The following is a 15,344-nucleotide window of genomic DNA, read 5'->3' as shown; positions in this document are numbered from 1 at the left end:
GGTTTACGAACCTCCTTGTACGGCCCTGTCGACGGCCTGGATCACAATATCACGCGTCAGAAGCGGCGGAAGGGTCTCCGCCGCCCCCTCGCCGCCGGGATAGACGACGTAGAGCGGAACGCCCGGCGCGCCGTGGCGGGCCAGCTCGGCGGCGATTTCCGGATCGCGATTGGTGAAGTCGGCGCGGAAAAGCGCGACGTCGTTACGCTCGAACGCGTCTTTCACCGCGCGTTCGCTGAGCGGGCCGAGCTTGTTGAACTGGCAGGTCACGCACCAGGCGGCGGTGAAGTCGATGAAGACCGGCCGCCCCTCGGCGCGGGCGGTCTCGACCGCCGCCGGGCTCCACTCCGCCCAGGCCTCGCCCGCAGGCGTGCCGATCTCGGCGGGCTCCATGCGCGCGGCTGCGAAGACGCAAACCGCAGCGAGGAGCGCTGCGACGGCTGACGAGGCGCGCCACGCCGCGCCGCCCAGCGAAAACGCCCAGGCGGCGAACCCCGCGGCGAGGAAGGCCAGAAGCGCCCAGACGACGCCGGTGGCGCCGACCTGGCTGGTCAGCACCCAGACCAGCCACACGGCTGTCGCGAACATCGGAAAGGCCAGGACCTGGCGCAGCCGGACCATCCACAGGCCCGGCGCAGGCAGGAACCCGAGCAGCCCGGGGAAGAAACTCACCAGCACGAAGGGCGCGGCGAGCCCGACGCCCAGAAACGCGAACACCGCGAGCGAGGCCGCGGGCGGCTGGGACAGGGCGAAGGCGAGCGCGCCGGTCATGAAGGGCGCAAGGCAGGGCGCGGCGACGAACACCGCGAGCACGCCGGTCAGAAGCGCGCCGCGCCGTCCGGTGTCGCGCACCCCGCCGCCGACGGTCTGAAGGCTCGAGCCGATCTCGAACACGCCCAGGAAATTGAGCCCGATCAAGAACATCAGAAGCGCGAGGCCGGCGACCACGCCGGGCACCTGAAGCTGAACGCCCCACAGATCGGGCAGGCCCGCCACGCGCAGCGCCAGAAGCAGCCCGCCCAGCGCCAGAAAGGTCCCGATCACGCCGGCCGCGAAGATCAGGCCCAGAAGCCGCGCCTCGCCGCGCGCCGCGCCGCGCTTCTCGACGATGGTGAGCGCCTTCATCGACAGGATCGGGAACACGCACGGCATCAGATTGAGGATCAGACCGCCGATCAGCGCGAACAGCGCCGCGCGCCAGAAGCCGATCGACGGGGCGGCCGGAGGCCCGCCGGCCGCCTCGCCGTCATTCGCTGACGCCGCGCCGGGCCCAGCGGCGGCGGCCGGAGCAAGCGCGTTGACCAGCGTTCCGGCTTCGGCGGCGACCTCGTAGGCGAAGCGCTCGCCGCCGCGGTCGACGCTCAGGAGCACGCGATACGGCCCCGATAGATCGCCGCGGGTGAGATAGCCGTTCTTCACGTCCACGCGTGCTGCAGCGTCCTCGATACGCACGCGCTGCGGCGCGGCGTGGTCGATCACACCGGACTCGTAGGGGTAGACGTACACGTCCGACGCGCCTTGAAGCGCCTCACCGGCGAAGGTGAAGGCGAGCGCGCCTTCGCCCTTTTCGACACCGGCGGCGAGATCCGTCGCGGCGATCGGGGCGGCCTCGATCGCAGCCTCGATCAGCCGCGCGCCGCTGCGGTCTGGACGGGACTCCCCGACCTGCAGGGTCAGCGTCAGATCGGCTTCTTCAGGAATGCAGACGTCTTCGCAGACGAGCCAGGTGGCGTGGGCGGGGATCTCGATCCGGCCCGCGGGCGCGTCCGCCGGCACGGTGACCGGCACGGGAAGCGTGACTTCGTTCGAGTAGCCGTAATTGGTCAGCGGTCCGAGCGGATAGGGCTTGGGCGCGGGCCAGATCATCTCTCCCGTCGTCCAGCCTTCGGGCAAATCCAGTTCAAGCCGCGTCGGTTCACCGCTGTCGCCGGGATTGCGCCAATAGGTGTGCCAGCCTTCGGTGATGTCCTGATGCAGCGCGATATGGAAGGTCTCGCCCGGCGCGACCGAAGCCCGGTCGGAGACCAGCCGCGCATCCACCATCGGATCGGCGCCGCCGAACTGGGCGTGCGCGGCCGCGCCGGACACAGCCAGCGCGGCGATAAGCAGAAGACGGGCGAGAAAGGCGGTCATGCGGCTCTCCGAAGCTTCAGACCGTCATATAGGCGATATGAGCCAGACGGCGGAAGCGGGCTGACAACCTTGTGATCGGACAAAGAAAAAGGCCGGCCGCGAAACTCGCGGCCGGCCCGTTTCTTTAAGCGCGTACGCGCAGCTTACGCTTCGGGCGCAGGCGGCGGCGGCACGGAGCCCGGCTTGGGCTGCTGGCCGCCCTTGGCGGCTTGCTGGCCCTGGGCGCGCAGGGTGCGCTGGATCAGCACGTCCCACTGAGTCATCGAAAGCATGTGGGCGTAGATCGCGCCGAGGAAAGTGTTGTCACGCAGCTCGGCGAGCTTGTCCTTGTCGAGCTTCATCAGCTTTTCGCCGCTGAGGCCCCAATAGGTCGCGACAGTCTGCGGGTCGCCGGTCGGGTTGCCCTGACTGTCGCGCGGCTGGAAGGTCGCCTGCTGCTGGTCGAACAGGTCGAGCTCTTTCATCTTCTCGACGAAGTTCATCGTGATCTGGACGTCGGATTCGAAGCGGCGAACATACTCGATCGCACGATTCAGAAACTCGGTCGGCTGACCGTCGTCGGTGAAGAACGGCTCGTCCGGCTTGTCGGAGAACAGGTGCGAACCGGTGTCGACGCAGATCGTGAAACGGTCGTTCTGCTCGGAATGGGTCGCGGCGACGAACGGATAGCGGCGGACGTACGCCGGCAGGTAGGTGTCCTGGGCGAACTGGCCCTTGTCGTCGACGAAAACGTTCAGACCGGCCTGCAGGCCCATCGCGGCGACCGGGGTGCGGCTGTCGCCCAGGAAGATGATCGGGAAGCGCGCGCCCGCCATCCCGAATTCACCCAGCGTGACCGGCACGAAATGGGTGTCCTTGAGAAAGTCGAACGGTCGGTCGTTGAACTTGAGACCCTTGCCCTTGTGGGCGGTGGCGTTGAGCGGCTCCGGCTTTTTGTACAGCGGAAGCGATCCTTGCACGGAGGCCTGATTTTCGGGCGCGTCGGCCATGGCGGTTTTCCCCCTGGAATGAACGTCGCGGTTGGTTACCGCAGACGGCTGGCGGTGGCAACAAAGCCCGGCGCCGTGCAAGAAAAATGCCCGCCGCGCGTCCGGGAGAGGACAGGAGGGTCGCGCGGCGGGCGTTCGGGGGTTGGGAGCCTAGTACTTGAAGCCCACGCCCACGCCGAAGACGACCGGGTCGATGTCGACGTCTGCGGCCACCATGCCGAGCCCGCCGGCGTCGATCGTCACGTCGGTGTTGATCCAGATCTTCTTGACGTCGAAGTTCACGAACCAGGTGTCGTTGATCGCGACGTCCGCGCCGGCCTGAAGGGCCAGACCCAAGCTCTCGTCATAATCGATCGAGACCAGCGGCGAGCCGGTGGGCAGATCCTCGTTGAAGAACATCGTGTAGTTCACGCCGACCCCGGCATAGGGCCGGAACCGGCCTTCGGGGTTGAAGTGATACTGGAAGGTTAGGGTCGGCGGCAGCAGCGTGACCGAGCCCAGATCGACGTCGGTCAGCGCGGTGTCCACCGCGGTCACGTCATGCGGCGTGACGCCGAGGATCAGCTCGGCGGCGAAGTTGTCGGCGAAGAAATAGGTGATGTCGAGCTCGGGCACGATCGAGGTGTCGATGTCGACGTCTCCGCCGATCGGATCGATCGACGCGCTCTCGTCCGGCGTCACGTTGATCGCGCGCAGGCGGAACAGCCAGTCGCCCTTGTCGGCGTGGGCAGGAGCGGCGAGACCGGTGACGGTCATGGCGGCCGCGGCGGCGGTGACGAGCAGGCGTTTCATGAGGTTTCCCCTTTCCCATAAAAATGATGGGGGTTTTCTGCGCCCGCCTGCGGGGAAAGGGGATAGGGCAAGGCGCCGCGCGGCGGGCCGCCGCGCGGCGTCCCGCCGCAGGGGTGCGCTTATGCGTGGCTAGAAGCCCGCGCGAAGCGCGATCCGGAAGGACCGGCCGGGCAACGGCACCTGGTTCTTCAGGAAGGAGGTGTGCACCCGCGCCTCCTGGTCGGTGATGTTGCGCGCGCCGAGGATCAGCGACACGTCACGGTTCGCGAACGGGCTGACCACCAGATCGGCGTTCAACAGCGCATAGCCGTCGGTCGGCGTCTCGAATTCGGCCACCTCGTCCTGTTCTGCAACGAGACGGGCCTCGCCGCGGGCCGACCAAATCCCCTTCTCGGCGATCAGGGCCAGGGTGGCCGACAGCGGCGGAATACGCGGCAGGTCGCCGCCGCCGTCGAGTTCGGCGCGGACATAGTCCACGCCCGCCTCGCCGGTCAGCTCGAACCCGGCGAACGCGCCGAGCCCGGCCTCACCGGCGAGCTCGAACCCGTAAAGCCGCGCGTCGCGCTGGCGGTATTCAAAGACGTCGAAGCCGTCTTCTTCCGCGCCGGTCGGGAACAGGGCGATGAAGCCGTCATAATCGGCGTAGAACAGGTTCGCCTCGCCGCGCATGCGATCGCCGCGCCAGCGGGCGGTCGCTTCGCCCGACCAGGCGGTCTCCTTGCCCAGATCGAGCGCGCCGATCTCGAAGGTCTGCGTGGCCGCGTGCGGGCCGAAGGCGAAGACCTCGACATCGCTGGGCGCGCGCTCGGTGCGCGACAGGGTGGCGGCGAGGAACCAGGGCTCGGACGGGCGGAAGAAGAACGAGCCTGACGCGGAGATCGTGTCGAAGGTGCGCTCGGCGCGTTCGCCGTCGAGATTGCGGGTCTCGATCCGGGCGCCGCCTTCAAAGCCCCACTCGCCGAAATCCCAGCGCTCGGTGGCGAACAGGCCCCAGTCCTGGGTGGTCACCGGCTCGATATAGGCTTCCTCGCCGATCGCCGCGAAGTCCTGGGCCAGCGCCTGGATCCCCCATGCGCCCTGGCGGACGCCGTCATGGTCGTGGGCCAGCTCGATGCGCAGCTCGGCGCCTTCGAGGTCGAACAGGGCGCCGATCTCGCCTTCCTCGATCTCGGCGTGGCCGTAGTCGGAGTGGGCGAACGACCAGCGCAGACGGTTCAAAAATCCGCCCAGCGCATGCTCGCCGCGCAGGTCGATCCGGGTCTGATCCATGACGAGGACAGGCGCTTCCTCCTCCTCGTGGTCGTGGTCTTCGTCGTGGTCGTCGTGGTCGTCGTCATGCTCGTGCGCGTGCACGTGTCCGGGCAGGCCGTATTCGGCCTCAGTGTCCTTCACGCTGATCCCGACATAGCCCCAGTTCTGCACCAGCGAGGCGCCGAACGAGGCGGTTTCGAAGGTGTAGAAGGCGTCCTCGACCAGGCCGAAGGCGCGTTCTTCCTCGTCGTGATCATGGTCGTCGTCGTGGTCGTCGTCATGATCACCGTGGTCTTCGTCATGATCATCGTGCGCCTCTTCGGTCTCCGCGTAGCCGGGGATCTCGAAACCGTCCGCCTCGCGCCGGACGAAGTCGCCCTGCAGCACGATCGGTCCGATCGCGCCGGTCAGCCGGCCGGCGAGCTGCGTGCCGTCGTCCACGCTGGTCGAGCCCAGATACACGAAGCCGTCGAACGCGCAGTCGACCGGTTCGGTGGGAACCCGGCCGTCCAGGATGTTGACCACCCCGCCGATGGCGTTGCCGCCGTAGGCGATCGCCGCGGGGCCGCGCAGCACTTCCACCCCGGTCGCGCCCAGCACCTCGGCGGCGACGGCGTGGTCGGGGCTGGAGGTGGAGGCGTCCAGCCCGCCCAGACCGTTGATCAGAACGCGCACCCGCTCCGCGCCCAGGCCTCGCACGATCGGCCGGCCGGAGGCGGGGCCGAAATAGCTCGAGGTGACGCCCGGCTGGCGCTCCAGCGTGTCGGCGATATTGCCGTCCAGATCGCGGATCAGCTGGTCTTCGTCGATCACGGTGACCGATCCGACCAACTCGTCGGAGGTGACGCGGATCGGCGCGGAGGTGACGACGATCACGTCGGTCTCTTCGGCGGCCGGGGCGGCGTCCAGGGCGAAGGCGGGGGAGGACAGGGCGATCAGGCTGGCCGCAGCGGAAAGACGCGCGGCGAGGCGGGCGGGGCGGGACATGAACGGCTCCGTAATGTTATAGTATTGCTCAGCGGCGTTACTCTGTAACGGCGCCAAATCGGCCCTACAAGCCCCGGCCTGCGGTTTCCGCGCGCAGACCCGGGCGGCGTGTCGGGCTCGCAACATCGACCCGCAGCGAGTAGATTGACCCCATGACGACCGCCGCGACTCACCCCGCCGCCGAAGCGATGAAGACCGCCGAGCGCTTCTGCCGCCGGCGCAATCTGTCGCTCACCCCTGTCCGCCGCCGCGTTCTGGAACTGCTCGTCGAGGCGGGCGGTCCGGTGAAGGCCTACGACCTGCTCGCCGCGCTCAAGCCCGGCGGCGCGGCCCAGCCCCCGACGGTTTATCGGGCGCTGGATTTCCTGACCAAGGCGGGGCTGGCCCACAAGGTCGAGGCGCTGAACGCCTACACCGCCTGCCTCCACGGCGAGGAGGAAGGCGGCGCGGAGCTGTTCATCTGCGAAGGCTGCGGCGCGGTGGAAGAACGCCATGTGCACGCGGATGCGGAGCACGCGCCCGCCGGCTTCACCGTGGCGCGCTCCGTGATCGAGCATTACGGGCGCTGCGCGGCCTGCGGGTGATCGCCCACCCCATGACATCGCCGCCCGAACCGGCCTAGCCTTCGCCTCGCTCAACGACGGGGGCGAGGCGATGGAAAGTCTTTGGCGCGGCAATGCGAACGCCTGGGAGTGCGACGAGCTCGGGCATCTCAACGTGCGCTTCTATCTCGCCAAGGCGCGCGAGGCCGTCGCGGTCCTGAGCCAGATGATCGGCATGCGCGGGGCGTTCTCGCGCTCGGCCACCGCCACGCTGATCGCCCGCGAGATGGTCGTCCGCTTCCTGGCCGAAGCCCGGCCCGGCGCGCCGCTGGAGATCCGGGGCGGCGTGCTCGAACACGACGACACCGGGCTGACCGCCGCCCTCGTGCTCGACCATCGCGCGCTCGGCCGGCCGGCGGCGGTGTTCAGGGTCCGGCTCGACCATGCCGATCCGAGTTCGGGCAAGGTCTTCGCATGGCCCGAACGCGCCCGCGCCGCGCTCGACCGGATGCGCGTGGACGCGCCGGCCGAACTCGCCGCCCGCAGCCTGTCCGACGGCGCGCCGGAAGCCATCTCGCTCGTTCGCGCGGAAACGCTGGGGCTCGAACCCCTCGCCCGCGGGATGATCCATCCTTACGAGACCGACGTGAACGGCCGGATGCGGCTGGAATTCGCCTTCGGCAAGGTCTCGGACGCCGTGATCCATCTCGAAGCGGGCTTTCCCGAGCAATGGGAGAGCTACCGCACCGGCGCGCCCATCGCCGCGGCCAGCGCGGTGCTCGAAGCCCGGCTGATCTTCCGGCGCTTTCCTGCGGCGGGCTCTGGCTATGTGATCAGAACCGGGATCGCGAACGTCACCGACAAGATCCGCACGCTGGTGCACTGGGTCTGCGATCCGGAAACCGGCGAAGGGCTATGGTCGCTCGAAGCGGTGGGCTGCCTGCTCGACCTTGAGACCCGCAAGCTCAAACAGCCCGACTCCGGGACGCTGGCGGCGATGAAGGCGGCGCGGATCGACGGGCTTCGGCCCTAGCCCCCGCCCGCCGGGCCGCGCCCGGGCGCGCCTTCATCCCGGCGGCGAACGCCGAGATTATCGTAGCCTTCGCCGTCGCGCGTCATCTGCCGCTGGATCGGGTCGGTGGCGATCGCCTCGCGGCGGGCCTCGCGCAGGGCGGTCAGGATGCGGGCGACCGCGTTGTCGTTCGCGCCCAGCGTCTGGAGCTGGTACTCGAGCCGCGTCAGGTCTTCGAGAAAGTCCGGCGGCTCCTCGCCCAGATCCATGAGCCCGTATTTCGCCAGTTCGGCCGACGCGGCGTTCGGCGCGTCGCCGCAGTCCATCGCGTCGCGATTGCCCGAGGCCGAGCTGAGGCAGAACACCTCGCGTGTCGTCAGCCTCACCCCGCCTGCGAGATTGGCGACTTCGAAATCGGCGGGATCGAGCCGGGTGCGGGCGCGCGCCAGAATATCCGCGAAGCTCGGCGGGCCTGCACGCCGCGCGCCGGGCGGCGGCAGATCGGAAAGCTGGCTCGTCGCCATCGGCCGATCCGGATCGGCCGGCGCCGCCGGCGCCGGGGCGGGCCCGGCGGCGGCGCCCGCAGACGGCGCATCCGCGCTCTCGCCAGCGGGCTCCGGCGTGGCTGCGGGAGCGAAAAGGACCGCATCGCCCGTCTCAGCCGGAGCCGGCTCAGCGGCCGCTTCCTCGGTCTCGACGGCTGTCTCGGCGACAGGCTCCGGCGCGTCGGCGGGTTCAGCATCTTCGGCGGCTTCCTGAACCTCCGCAGCTTCAGCGCCGCCCGCCTGCGCCTCGTCCGCAGCCGGATCGGCGCCGCTCGGGCGTTCGGTCTCCCCGTCCTGCGCCCCTTCGCCCGCTTCAGCGCTCTGGGCCAGCGGCGGCTCGAACAGCGGGGCGTCGGTCTCCGCCCCCTCCCCGCCTGCGACCGTGTAGAACCGCACCTCGATCGCACGCGCCATCCGGCCGGCTTCTTCACGCACCGCCGCCGGCGCGGCGAGCAGCCCCGCAAACAAAAGTCCGTGCAGCAGGATCGCCGCGCCATAGGCGGCCGCACGCCGCCGCACCGCCGGATCGGCGGCGGCTGCGCCGGGATCGATCGCGGCGAAAGCGGAAGTCGGGCTGAAAGCGGTCACCCGCGCGAAAATGGGGCGCCGGGTGCGCGCAAACAAATGAAAACGCTGTGAGAGGGGGCGGGAGCCGCCCGATCAGCGTGACTGCAGCGTCACGCCCGCGTCGGCGATGAACAGGCTGCTCTGGCCGGGGGCGTCGCCTTGGAAGACGAAGACCGTCGCGACGAGACACGCCGCGGCGATGAGAAGCCCGCTGAGCCCTCCCGCTTGCGTCCGTCTGGTCATCGCGTCCTCCCTTCGCTCCCGTCGTGCGGCCCCAGCCGATCGCTGAACCGTGTATGAATAAGAAACGCCCGGTTCCGGGCCGCCGATGGACGCAATTGGGGCGGCGGCGTGAAACATTGAGGCGATTTGCGGGCGCGGCGGCTGGCGCTAGGCTCGGCCGTCATGACCGAACCCCGCCTCGCCTTTCTCGGCCCCGAAGGCAGTTTCAGCCACGCTGCGGCGCAAAAGCTCGCGCCCGAGGGCGCTATGCTGGCCGCCTACGCCGATCTCGAGGCCGTGCTCGCCGCGCTTGATGACGGCGAGGCGGCCTTCGCCGTCGCGGCCCTCGACAGCGCGGCCGGCCCGATCGCCGAGACGCAAGCCGTGCTCGCTTCCGGGACGGTCGAGGAGATCGGCCGGATCGCCCTGCCGGTGAGCTTCGATCTTTACAGGCGCGCAGAGGACCTCGGCCCGCTCATCGGCGTTTACGGTCATCCCAAGGCGCTCAGCCAGATCGCAGGCTTCGTCGCGCGCGAAGGTCTGAAGACCCGTGAGGCTGCGTCGAACACCGCCGGGCTCGCGAGCGTTCGCGACGGCGCCGAGCCGGGCTGGGGCGCGGCCGGTCCGCCGGGTTTGTCGCAGGCCTTCGGGCTTGAAGTCCGCGCCCGGGCGCTCGAAAGTCCGGCGCGCAACGAAACCGTTTTCGTGCTGCTCCGCCGCGCCGGAGCGCCTCCGCCCGCTTGAGGAATTCTTTCATGGCCGATTTGAAGACGTCCGACATCCTGCGCAGCTCGGAGGCGCTGTCCCGCGTTCAGCCCTCGGCGACCATCGCGGTCACCCAGAAGGCGCGCGAGCTGAAGAGCCAGGGCGTGGACGTGATCGGGCTGGGCGCCGGCGAGCCCGATTTCGACACGCCCGACCATATCAAGGAGGCCGCGATCGAGGCGATCCGGCGCGGGGCGACGAAATACACCAATGTCGACGGCCTGCCCGAGCTGAAAGAGGCGATCTGCGCGAAGTTCAAGCGCGATAACGGCCTCGATTACAAACCCGAGCAGGTGAACGTGTCGCCCGGCGGCAAGCCGGTGCTCTACAACGCCTTCGTGGCGACGCTCGACCCGGGCGACGAGGTGGTGATCCCCACCCCCTACTGGGTCAGCTATCCGGAGATGGCGCGGCTGTGCGGCGGGGTTCCGGTGTTCGCGCCGGCGGGCGTCGAGGACGGGTTCAAGCTCAAGCCCGAAACCCTCGACAAGGCGATCACGCCGAAGACGCGCTGGGTGGTGCTGAACTCGCCGTCCAACCCCACCGGCGCCGCCTACACGATGGACGAGCTCAAGGCCCTTGGCGAAGTGCTGGAGCGTCATCCCCACGTCCTGGTGCTGACCGACGACATGTACGAGCACCTGGTCTATGACGGCTTCAAGTTCGCCACGATCGCCGAGGCCGTGCCGTCGCTCTACGAGCGCACGCTGACCATGAACGGCGTGTCGAAGGCCTATGCGATGACCGGCTGGCGGATCGGCTATGCGGCCGGCCCGCAAAAGCTCATCAAGGCGATGGCCAAGGTGATGAGCCAGACCACCTCCAACCCGTGCTCGATCAGCCAGTGGGCGTCTGTGGCCGCGCTCAACGGTGCGCACGATTTCCTCGCCCCGCGCAACGAGGCCTTCAGGAAGCGCCGCGACGCGATGCTGGAGAAGATCGAGCGCGCGCCGGGCCTGACCGCGCCCAGGCCCGAAGGCGCGTTCTACATTTTCGCCGATTGCGCGGGCCTGATCGGCAAGACCAGCCCCGGCGGGCGGGAGATGAAAACCGATCTCGACGTCTGCGACGCGCTCCTGAGCGAGAAGGCGGTCGCGGTCGTGCCCGGCGAAGCCTTCGGCGCGGCGCCGGGCTTCCGCCTGTCCTACGCCACAGACGACGCGGCGCTGGAAGAGGCGGGTCAGCGGATCGTGGCGTTCTGCGAGGCGGTGAGCTGAGATATAGCCTCTACCTATATCATCGAGCGCGACTATAAATTTGATCAAGGGCGACGCCGGGGCGATACTGCGGCGGTGCTCGACGAAAAACGGAGACGATCATGGACATCAATATGGGATTGGACAAAGGCCAGCGCGAAACCATGGCGAAGGCCGTCGGCGCGCTTCTGGCGGACACCTATGCGCTGTATTTCAAGACCCACGCCTATCACTGGAACGTGACGGGGCCGCGCTTTCACGACCTGCACGCCATGTTCGAGGAGCAGTATCAGGAGCTATGGGCGGCCACCGACGACATCGCCGAGCGCATCCGGGCGCTGGGGCTGATGGCGCCGATCTCCTATGCGGAGATGACTGAAAGCGCCTCGGTGAAGGCCGATCAGTCCACCCCGGACGCCGACACGATGATCGGCAATCTCATCGACGGTCACGAGCAGGTCGTCCGCACCGCGCGCAAAGCGCTGAAGCTCGCCGACGAACACGACGACGAAGCCACCGCCGATCTGGTCGCGCCGCGCATCACAGCGCACGAAAAATTCGCCTGGATGCTGCGCGCCACCAAGGGCTGAGGCAGCTTCAGCGGCGAAACGAAACGCCCCGCCGGTTCCGCCGGCGGGGTTTTTCATGCGACCGGCTGTCGCGACGCGCTTGCGTTCCGCCCGCAGGTAAATGGTATATCATTTACCCAGAACAGGGACGTTCCGGGCGGGGAGCACACGACATGGCCGACTTCATCATCCAGCACGAGCTGGCGATCCTGCGCTGGCTGCACATTCTGGCGATGGTCTACTGGCTTGGCGGCGAGTGGGGGGTGTTTCAGACCAGCTACAAGGTGGTGAACCCCAGGCTCTCCTATGACGAGCGGATGCGGCACATGGACACCGCCTACCGCATCGACATCCTGGCGCGCACCGGGATCATCACCCTGCTGCCGCTGGGCCTGCACATGGGCTATCTGTGGAACGTGCAGCCGCTGGGCGGAAACTGGCTCTTGCTGATGTGGGTGATCTGGGCGGCCTGGATGGGCGTGACCTGGGGCGCCTTCCTGACCCGCGGCAAGACGATCTGGCCGCTTCTGTCGGGCATCGAGGACTGGTCGCGCTACATCCTCATTCCGACACTGATCATCACCGGCCTCACCTCGCTTCTGGGCTATGGACCGTTCGAGGCGGGCCAGGGCCAGAGCTGGTACGCCGCGAAAGTGCTGACCTACGGGCTGGCGCTGATCATCGGGGTGATCCTGCGGCTGGTGATGCATGAATGGCAGCACAAGTTCCGCATCCTCGCCGAGGGCCCGAACGAGGCGGTGGAGACCGCGCTCAAGCGCTCGATCGGGATCGGCCGGGGCGTGGCCTACATGTACTGGGTGCTGATCGCGGCGACCTGCTTCTTTGCGAGCGTGAAGCCGTTCTGAGTGCTGGCGAGCGCCTGCGGGCGCTCGCGGCGCACCGCGGCCCGCTCACCTGGCCGGACCGAGTCCAACCGGCGCGTTTGTATCGCCGCATTGCTCTTGAAGAAAAAACCCCGCCGCGGAGCGGCGGGGCGAGGCAGGGTGGGTCGGTGTGAGCGCGCTGTAAAAAAGGTGCGCCCGGCTCCCCCTTCAGAGCCGGGCGCGGTGGGACCCGCCCAGCGGTCGCGCTGGCGCTCATCGCCCCCCTCTGACGACAGGTGTGCCGCGCTGACACAGCGTGGGCGAGCCCCGGACCAGGCCACGCAAGGCGCGTGCAAGACGCGCAGGCGAGGACCCGGCCGTCCGGCCCCGCGCCGGATCGAAACTCAAGGCCTGAAGGCCGGACCGCCGCACACGGGGGGAGGAACTGGCGCGCCGGTCCGGCCCGGCGGGACACTGCGAACCGGCCGCACAGGGAGGAGCGTGACCGGCCGAAGCGTCCCGCGCTCAGGCTCTTTGCGGCGGGAGGCAGGGAGGCCCCTTCCGCCACGATCCCAATATGGCGGGCGATAAGGGCGTGATTTGCGCGTGAAAAAGGAAATGACGCCCCACTCGGGGCGGGTTTCCGGCGAACCCGTTCAGCACCCGTTCAGGGAGGGGTTCAGCTGTCGTAGGGGGTGACCGCGATCAGCTCGAGCGTATAGGCCGCGTCGCCCAGCTCGTTGTCCTGGCGCTCGGTCCGCATGACGCCCTCGGCGAAGACCGGATCCCACATCCGCTCCACCGTGATCGGCGTCTCGGTGGTCACGTAGACCAGCTGGTTGGGCGGGGGCGGCGGCACGTGGATGCAGGCGCCCACATACGGCACGAGCAGGAAGCGCGTAACCTCGCCCGAGCCTGAAAAATCAAACGGCAGGATATAGCCCGGAATGCGCACCCGCTCGCCGTCGAGATCGTCGACCACGTTGAAGGTCTGGATCTGCGGCATGGCGTCGGCGCCGAAATGGTCGAAGCCGGACTGCACCGCCTGCATCTGCTGCAGCTGGGCGATCCGCTCGGCCTCGCCCTCGGGCAGAAGATCCGCCCAGCCCAGATCGAGATAGGCGGGCGTGGCGTTCGGCGTCTGCGCCGCAGCTTCAGGCGCAGCGGCGAAGGGATGGCCGGCCAGAAGACCGAAGGCGGCGAGGGAGAGAAGAATTTTGCGCATGCCGGGAAAATGAGCTTCGGCGCGGCCCCGATCAAGTGACCAAAGCGTCACGTCCGCAGCCGCTCAGGGCTGAACGGGCGGCGGGGCGGCCTCGAGGCTCTCCCATTGCTCGGTGTAGCGCAGCGCGCCGGTGTCGTAGCCGATCGTCCTCAGGCGTTCGAGCCGGGCGTCGAGGACGGACTGCTCCATCTGGGGCGTGCGCGAGAGGATCCAGAGAAACCGGCCGCGCGGCTCGGACACCACCGCCCAGCTGTAATCGTCGGCCAGTTCGATCACCCAGTAATCGCCGAAGAAGAAGGGTCCGAAAAAGCTCACCTCGAGCTTGGCGCCGTTCGAGCCTTCCACAACGCGCGCCTCGCCGGTGACGGTGTCGAGTTCGCCGTCGAGCCCGCCCTTGCGGCAGGCGTTGATCACCTCGATCCGGCCGCTGGGCAGCGGCGCGTACTGCGCGGTCACCCCTTCGCAGCCTTCCTGGAAGCTCACGTCATAGCGGGCGATCTCGAACCAGCGCCCGGCGTAGCGGTCGAGATCGACCTGGTCGACGACCGGGGGCGGCGCGTCGCCCTCCAGCCGGTCGGGCGGCAGGACGCAGGCGGTGAGGAGCAAAAGCGGCGCGGCGAAGAGAAGGCGGATCATGACGAACCTCCAGGGCGGTTGTGCGCAGTATAACCCGCTCGCCCCGATCAGGCTCCCCGCGCGGCGCGCAGCAGCGCCTCGACCTCGTCTTCGGTCGTGCACCAGCTCGCCACGAAGCGCGCCGAGCCGTCCGGCCAGCCGTAAAACCCCGCCCCGGCCGCGCGCAGGCGCTCGGCGAGTTCAGGGTCGAGCCGGGCGAACACCTCGTTGCCCTCGCACGGATGGGCGAGCCCGGCGCCGGGCAGCGCGTCCAGCCCCGCCGCCAGCGCCTGACCGCGCGCATTGGCGCGCCGGGCGAGGTCGAGCCACAGCCCGTCTTCGAGCCAGGCGCCGATCTGGGCGGCGACATAGCGCATTTTCGGCAGCATGTGCCCGCCGCGCTTCTGCCGCGCCTGAAGCTGGGCGAAGCGCTCCCGCGCGCGGCCGAACAGGATCACCGCTTCGGCCGCCATCGCGCCGTTCTTGGTCGCGCCCAGGCAGAGCACGTCCACGCCCGCCTTCCAGGTCATTTGGGCCGGTGTGCAGTTGAGCGTGACGAGCGCGTTGGAAAACCGCGCGCCGTCCATGTGCACGAACAGGCCGGCGTTCCGAGCGAGTTCGGCCAGCGTCTCGATCTCCTCGAGCGTATAGGCGCAGCCTGATTCGTTGAGCTGGCTGATCGAGAGTACAGCCGGCGGGGTGGCGTGCACGAAATCGGACGGCCATTCGGCCAGCGCCGAGGCCAGCGCGTCGGCGGGCATTTTCGCGTGCGCGCCCTTGATCGGCAGAAGCTTCGCCCCGCCGGTGAAGAATTCCGGCGCACCCCGCTCGTCGCGGTGGATGTGCGCTTCGTCATGGCAGAGGATCATCGTGTCCGGACCGGCCAGCACCGACAGAGCGAGCGCGTTCGACGCCGTGCCGGAGGTGGCGAACAGCACCTCGATCCCGGTCTCGAAAACCTCTTCGAGCCAGGTCTTTACACCCGCGCTGACGAGATCGGCGCCGTAGCTCGGCGCGAAGCCCTCGTTGGCCCTCGCGAGCGCGTCGAGAATGGCGGGATGGGCGGGGGCGGTGGTGTCGGACAGGAAGTTCATGGCCGCGATGCAAGCC

The 15,344-nt window shown here is 68.7% G+C and carries 15 protein-coding genes; 6 read left to right on the top strand and 9 right to left on the bottom strand.

Features of this window, described 5'->3' with window-relative positions; translation table 11 throughout:
- Nucleotides 1–3: 3 nt before the first annotated feature.
- The 4 genes from ABL308_08015 to ABL308_08000 all read right to left on the bottom strand — a co-directional run bounded on the left by ABL308_08015 (nt 4) and on the right by ABL308_08000 (nt 6,152).
- Entirely contained in the window at nt 4–2,133 is a 2,130-nt protein-coding gene (locus tag ABL308_08015; protein XBQ14909.1) for a protein-disulfide reductase DsbD domain-containing protein, read from the bottom strand.
- A 143-nt stretch (nt 2,134–2,276) separates the two neighbouring features.
- A complete protein-coding gene (locus tag ABL308_08010; protein ID XBQ14908.1) occupies nt 2,277–3,122 on the bottom strand; it encodes a SapC family protein in 846 nt (281 codons plus the stop codon).
- 150 nt (nt 3,123–3,272) lie between these two features.
- The gene (locus ABL308_08005; GenBank protein XBQ14907.1) at nt 3,273–3,914 is read right to left on the bottom strand and encodes an OmpW family outer membrane protein; all 642 of its coding nucleotides are present in this window, start codon (nt 3,912–3,914) and stop codon (nt 3,273–3,275) included.
- 129 nt (nt 3,915–4,043) lie between these two features.
- Nucleotides 4,044–6,152 (bottom strand): TonB-dependent receptor, encoded by a 2,109-nt coding sequence (locus ABL308_08000; protein XBQ14906.1) that lies wholly within the window; start codon nt 6,150–6,152, stop codon nt 4,044–4,046.
- Between the two features lie 152 nt (nt 6,153–6,304).
- On the opposite strand from ABL308_08000, the gene ABL308_07995 reads away from it, so the two are divergent.
- Both ABL308_07995 and ABL308_07990 read left to right on the top strand, forming a co-directional pair.
- Nucleotides 6,305–6,736 carry a transcriptional repressor gene (locus tag ABL308_07995; GenBank protein ID XBQ14905.1) on the top strand — a complete coding sequence of 144 codons (432 nt, stop codon included), beginning with the start codon at nt 6,305–6,307 and terminating at the stop codon, nt 6,734–6,736.
- 70 nt (nt 6,737–6,806) lie between these two features.
- Complete coding sequence (locus tag ABL308_07990; GenBank protein ID XBQ14904.1) at nt 6,807–7,727, top strand: thioesterase family protein; 921 nt, start codon at nt 6,807–6,809, stop codon at nt 7,725–7,727.
- Here the strand turns inward: ABL308_07990 and ABL308_07985 are convergent.
- Nucleotides 7,724–8,839 carry a hypothetical protein gene (locus tag ABL308_07985; protein XBQ14903.1) on the bottom strand — a complete coding sequence of 372 codons (1,116 nt, stop codon included), beginning with the start codon at nt 8,837–8,839 and terminating at the stop codon, nt 7,724–7,726. The two genes, ABL308_07990 and ABL308_07985, sit on opposite strands and share 4 nt — an antisense overlap.
- Nucleotides 8,840–8,911: 72 nt before the next feature.
- A complete protein-coding gene (locus ABL308_07980; GenBank protein ID XBQ14902.1) occupies nt 8,912–9,061 on the bottom strand; it encodes a hypothetical protein in 150 nt (49 codons plus the stop codon).
- 162 nt (nt 9,062–9,223) lie between these two features.
- On the opposite strand from ABL308_07980, the gene ABL308_07975 reads away from it, so the two are divergent.
- From ABL308_07975 to ABL308_07960, 4 genes are all read left to right on the top strand, one after another.
- Nucleotides 9,224–9,784 carry a prephenate dehydratase domain-containing protein gene (locus ABL308_07975; GenBank protein ID XBQ14901.1) on the top strand — a complete coding sequence of 187 codons (561 nt, stop codon included), beginning with the start codon at nt 9,224–9,226 and terminating at the stop codon, nt 9,782–9,784.
- Between the two features lie 11 nt (nt 9,785–9,795).
- Nucleotides 9,796–11,022, top strand: a complete 1,227-nt coding sequence (locus ABL308_07970) for a pyridoxal phosphate-dependent aminotransferase (GenBank protein ID XBQ14900.1) — start codon at nt 9,796–9,798, stop codon at nt 11,020–11,022.
- A gap of 101 nt (nt 11,023–11,123) precedes the next feature.
- On the top strand, nt 11,124–11,591 hold the full coding sequence (locus ABL308_07965; protein ID XBQ14899.1) for a DNA starvation/stationary phase protection protein: 468 nt from the start codon (nt 11,124–11,126) through the stop codon (nt 11,589–11,591).
- Between the two features lie 152 nt (nt 11,592–11,743).
- Nucleotides 11,744–12,436 (top strand): hypothetical protein, encoded by a 693-nt coding sequence (locus tag ABL308_07960; GenBank protein XBQ14898.1) that lies wholly within the window; start codon nt 11,744–11,746, stop codon nt 12,434–12,436.
- A gap of 637 nt (nt 12,437–13,073) precedes the next feature.
- Here ABL308_07960 and ABL308_07955 read toward each other — a convergent pair.
- The 3 genes from ABL308_07955 to ABL308_07945 all read right to left on the bottom strand — a co-directional run bounded on the left by ABL308_07955 (nt 13,074) and on the right by ABL308_07945 (nt 15,328).
- A complete protein-coding gene (locus tag ABL308_07955; GenBank protein XBQ14897.1) occupies nt 13,074–13,619 on the bottom strand; it encodes a DUF3299 domain-containing protein in 546 nt (181 codons plus the stop codon).
- A gap of 63 nt (nt 13,620–13,682) precedes the next feature.
- Entirely contained in the window at nt 13,683–14,255 is a 573-nt protein-coding gene (locus tag ABL308_07950; GenBank protein XBQ14896.1) for a lipocalin family protein, read from the bottom strand.
- Nucleotides 14,256–14,302: 47 nt separating this feature from the next.
- A complete protein-coding gene (locus tag ABL308_07945; GenBank protein ID XBQ14895.1) occupies nt 14,303–15,328 on the bottom strand; it encodes a beta-eliminating lyase-related protein in 1,026 nt (341 codons plus the stop codon).
- Nucleotides 15,329–15,344: the final 16 nt, after the last annotated feature.

Source organism: Oceanicaulis sp. (genome assembly GCA_040112665.1).
GTDB lineage: Bacteria > Pseudomonadota > Alphaproteobacteria > Caulobacterales > Maricaulaceae > Oceanicaulis.
Note: the sequence above shows the minus strand (reverse complement) of the source record. Positions and strands in the feature narration are given on the sequence as shown.

Excerpts from the sequence above, each read along its gene's own strand:
- ABL308_08015 (XBQ14909.1), bottom strand. The coding sequence starts at position 2,133 with ATGACCGCCTTTCTCGCCCGTCTTCTGCTTATCGCCGCGCTGGCTGTG.
- ABL308_08010 (XBQ14908.1), bottom strand. The coding sequence starts at position 3,122 with ATGGCCGACGCGCCCGAAAATCAGGCCTCCGTGCAAGGATCGCTTCCG.
- ABL308_08005 (XBQ14907.1), bottom strand. The coding sequence starts at position 3,914 with ATGAAACGCCTGCTCGTCACCGCCGCCGCGGCCGCCATGACCGTCACC.
- ABL308_08000 (XBQ14906.1), bottom strand. The coding sequence starts at position 6,152 with ATGTCCCGCCCCGCCCGCCTCGCCGCGCGTCTTTCCGCTGCGGCCAGC.
- ABL308_07995 (XBQ14905.1), top strand. The coding sequence starts at position 6,305 with ATGACGACCGCCGCGACTCACCCCGCCGCCGAAGCGATGAAGACCGCC.
- ABL308_07990 (XBQ14904.1), top strand. The coding sequence starts at position 6,807 with ATGGAAAGTCTTTGGCGCGGCAATGCGAACGCCTGGGAGTGCGACGAG.
- ABL308_07980 (XBQ14902.1), bottom strand. The coding sequence starts at position 9,061 with ATGACCAGACGGACGCAAGCGGGAGGGCTCAGCGGGCTTCTCATCGCC.
- ABL308_07975 (XBQ14901.1), top strand. The coding sequence starts at position 9,224 with ATGACCGAACCCCGCCTCGCCTTTCTCGGCCCCGAAGGCAGTTTCAGC.
- ABL308_07970 (XBQ14900.1), top strand. The coding sequence starts at position 9,796 with ATGGCCGATTTGAAGACGTCCGACATCCTGCGCAGCTCGGAGGCGCTG.
- ABL308_07965 (XBQ14899.1), top strand. The coding sequence starts at position 11,124 with ATGGACATCAATATGGGATTGGACAAAGGCCAGCGCGAAACCATGGCG.
- ABL308_07960 (XBQ14898.1), top strand. The coding sequence starts at position 11,744 with ATGGCCGACTTCATCATCCAGCACGAGCTGGCGATCCTGCGCTGGCTG.
- ABL308_07955 (XBQ14897.1), bottom strand. The coding sequence starts at position 13,619 with ATGCGCAAAATTCTTCTCTCCCTCGCCGCCTTCGGTCTTCTGGCCGGC.
- ABL308_07950 (XBQ14896.1), bottom strand. The coding sequence starts at position 14,255 with ATGATCCGCCTTCTCTTCGCCGCGCCGCTTTTGCTCCTCACCGCCTGC.
- ABL308_07945 (XBQ14895.1), bottom strand. The coding sequence starts at position 15,328 with ATGAACTTCCTGTCCGACACCACCGCCCCCGCCCATCCCGCCATTCTC.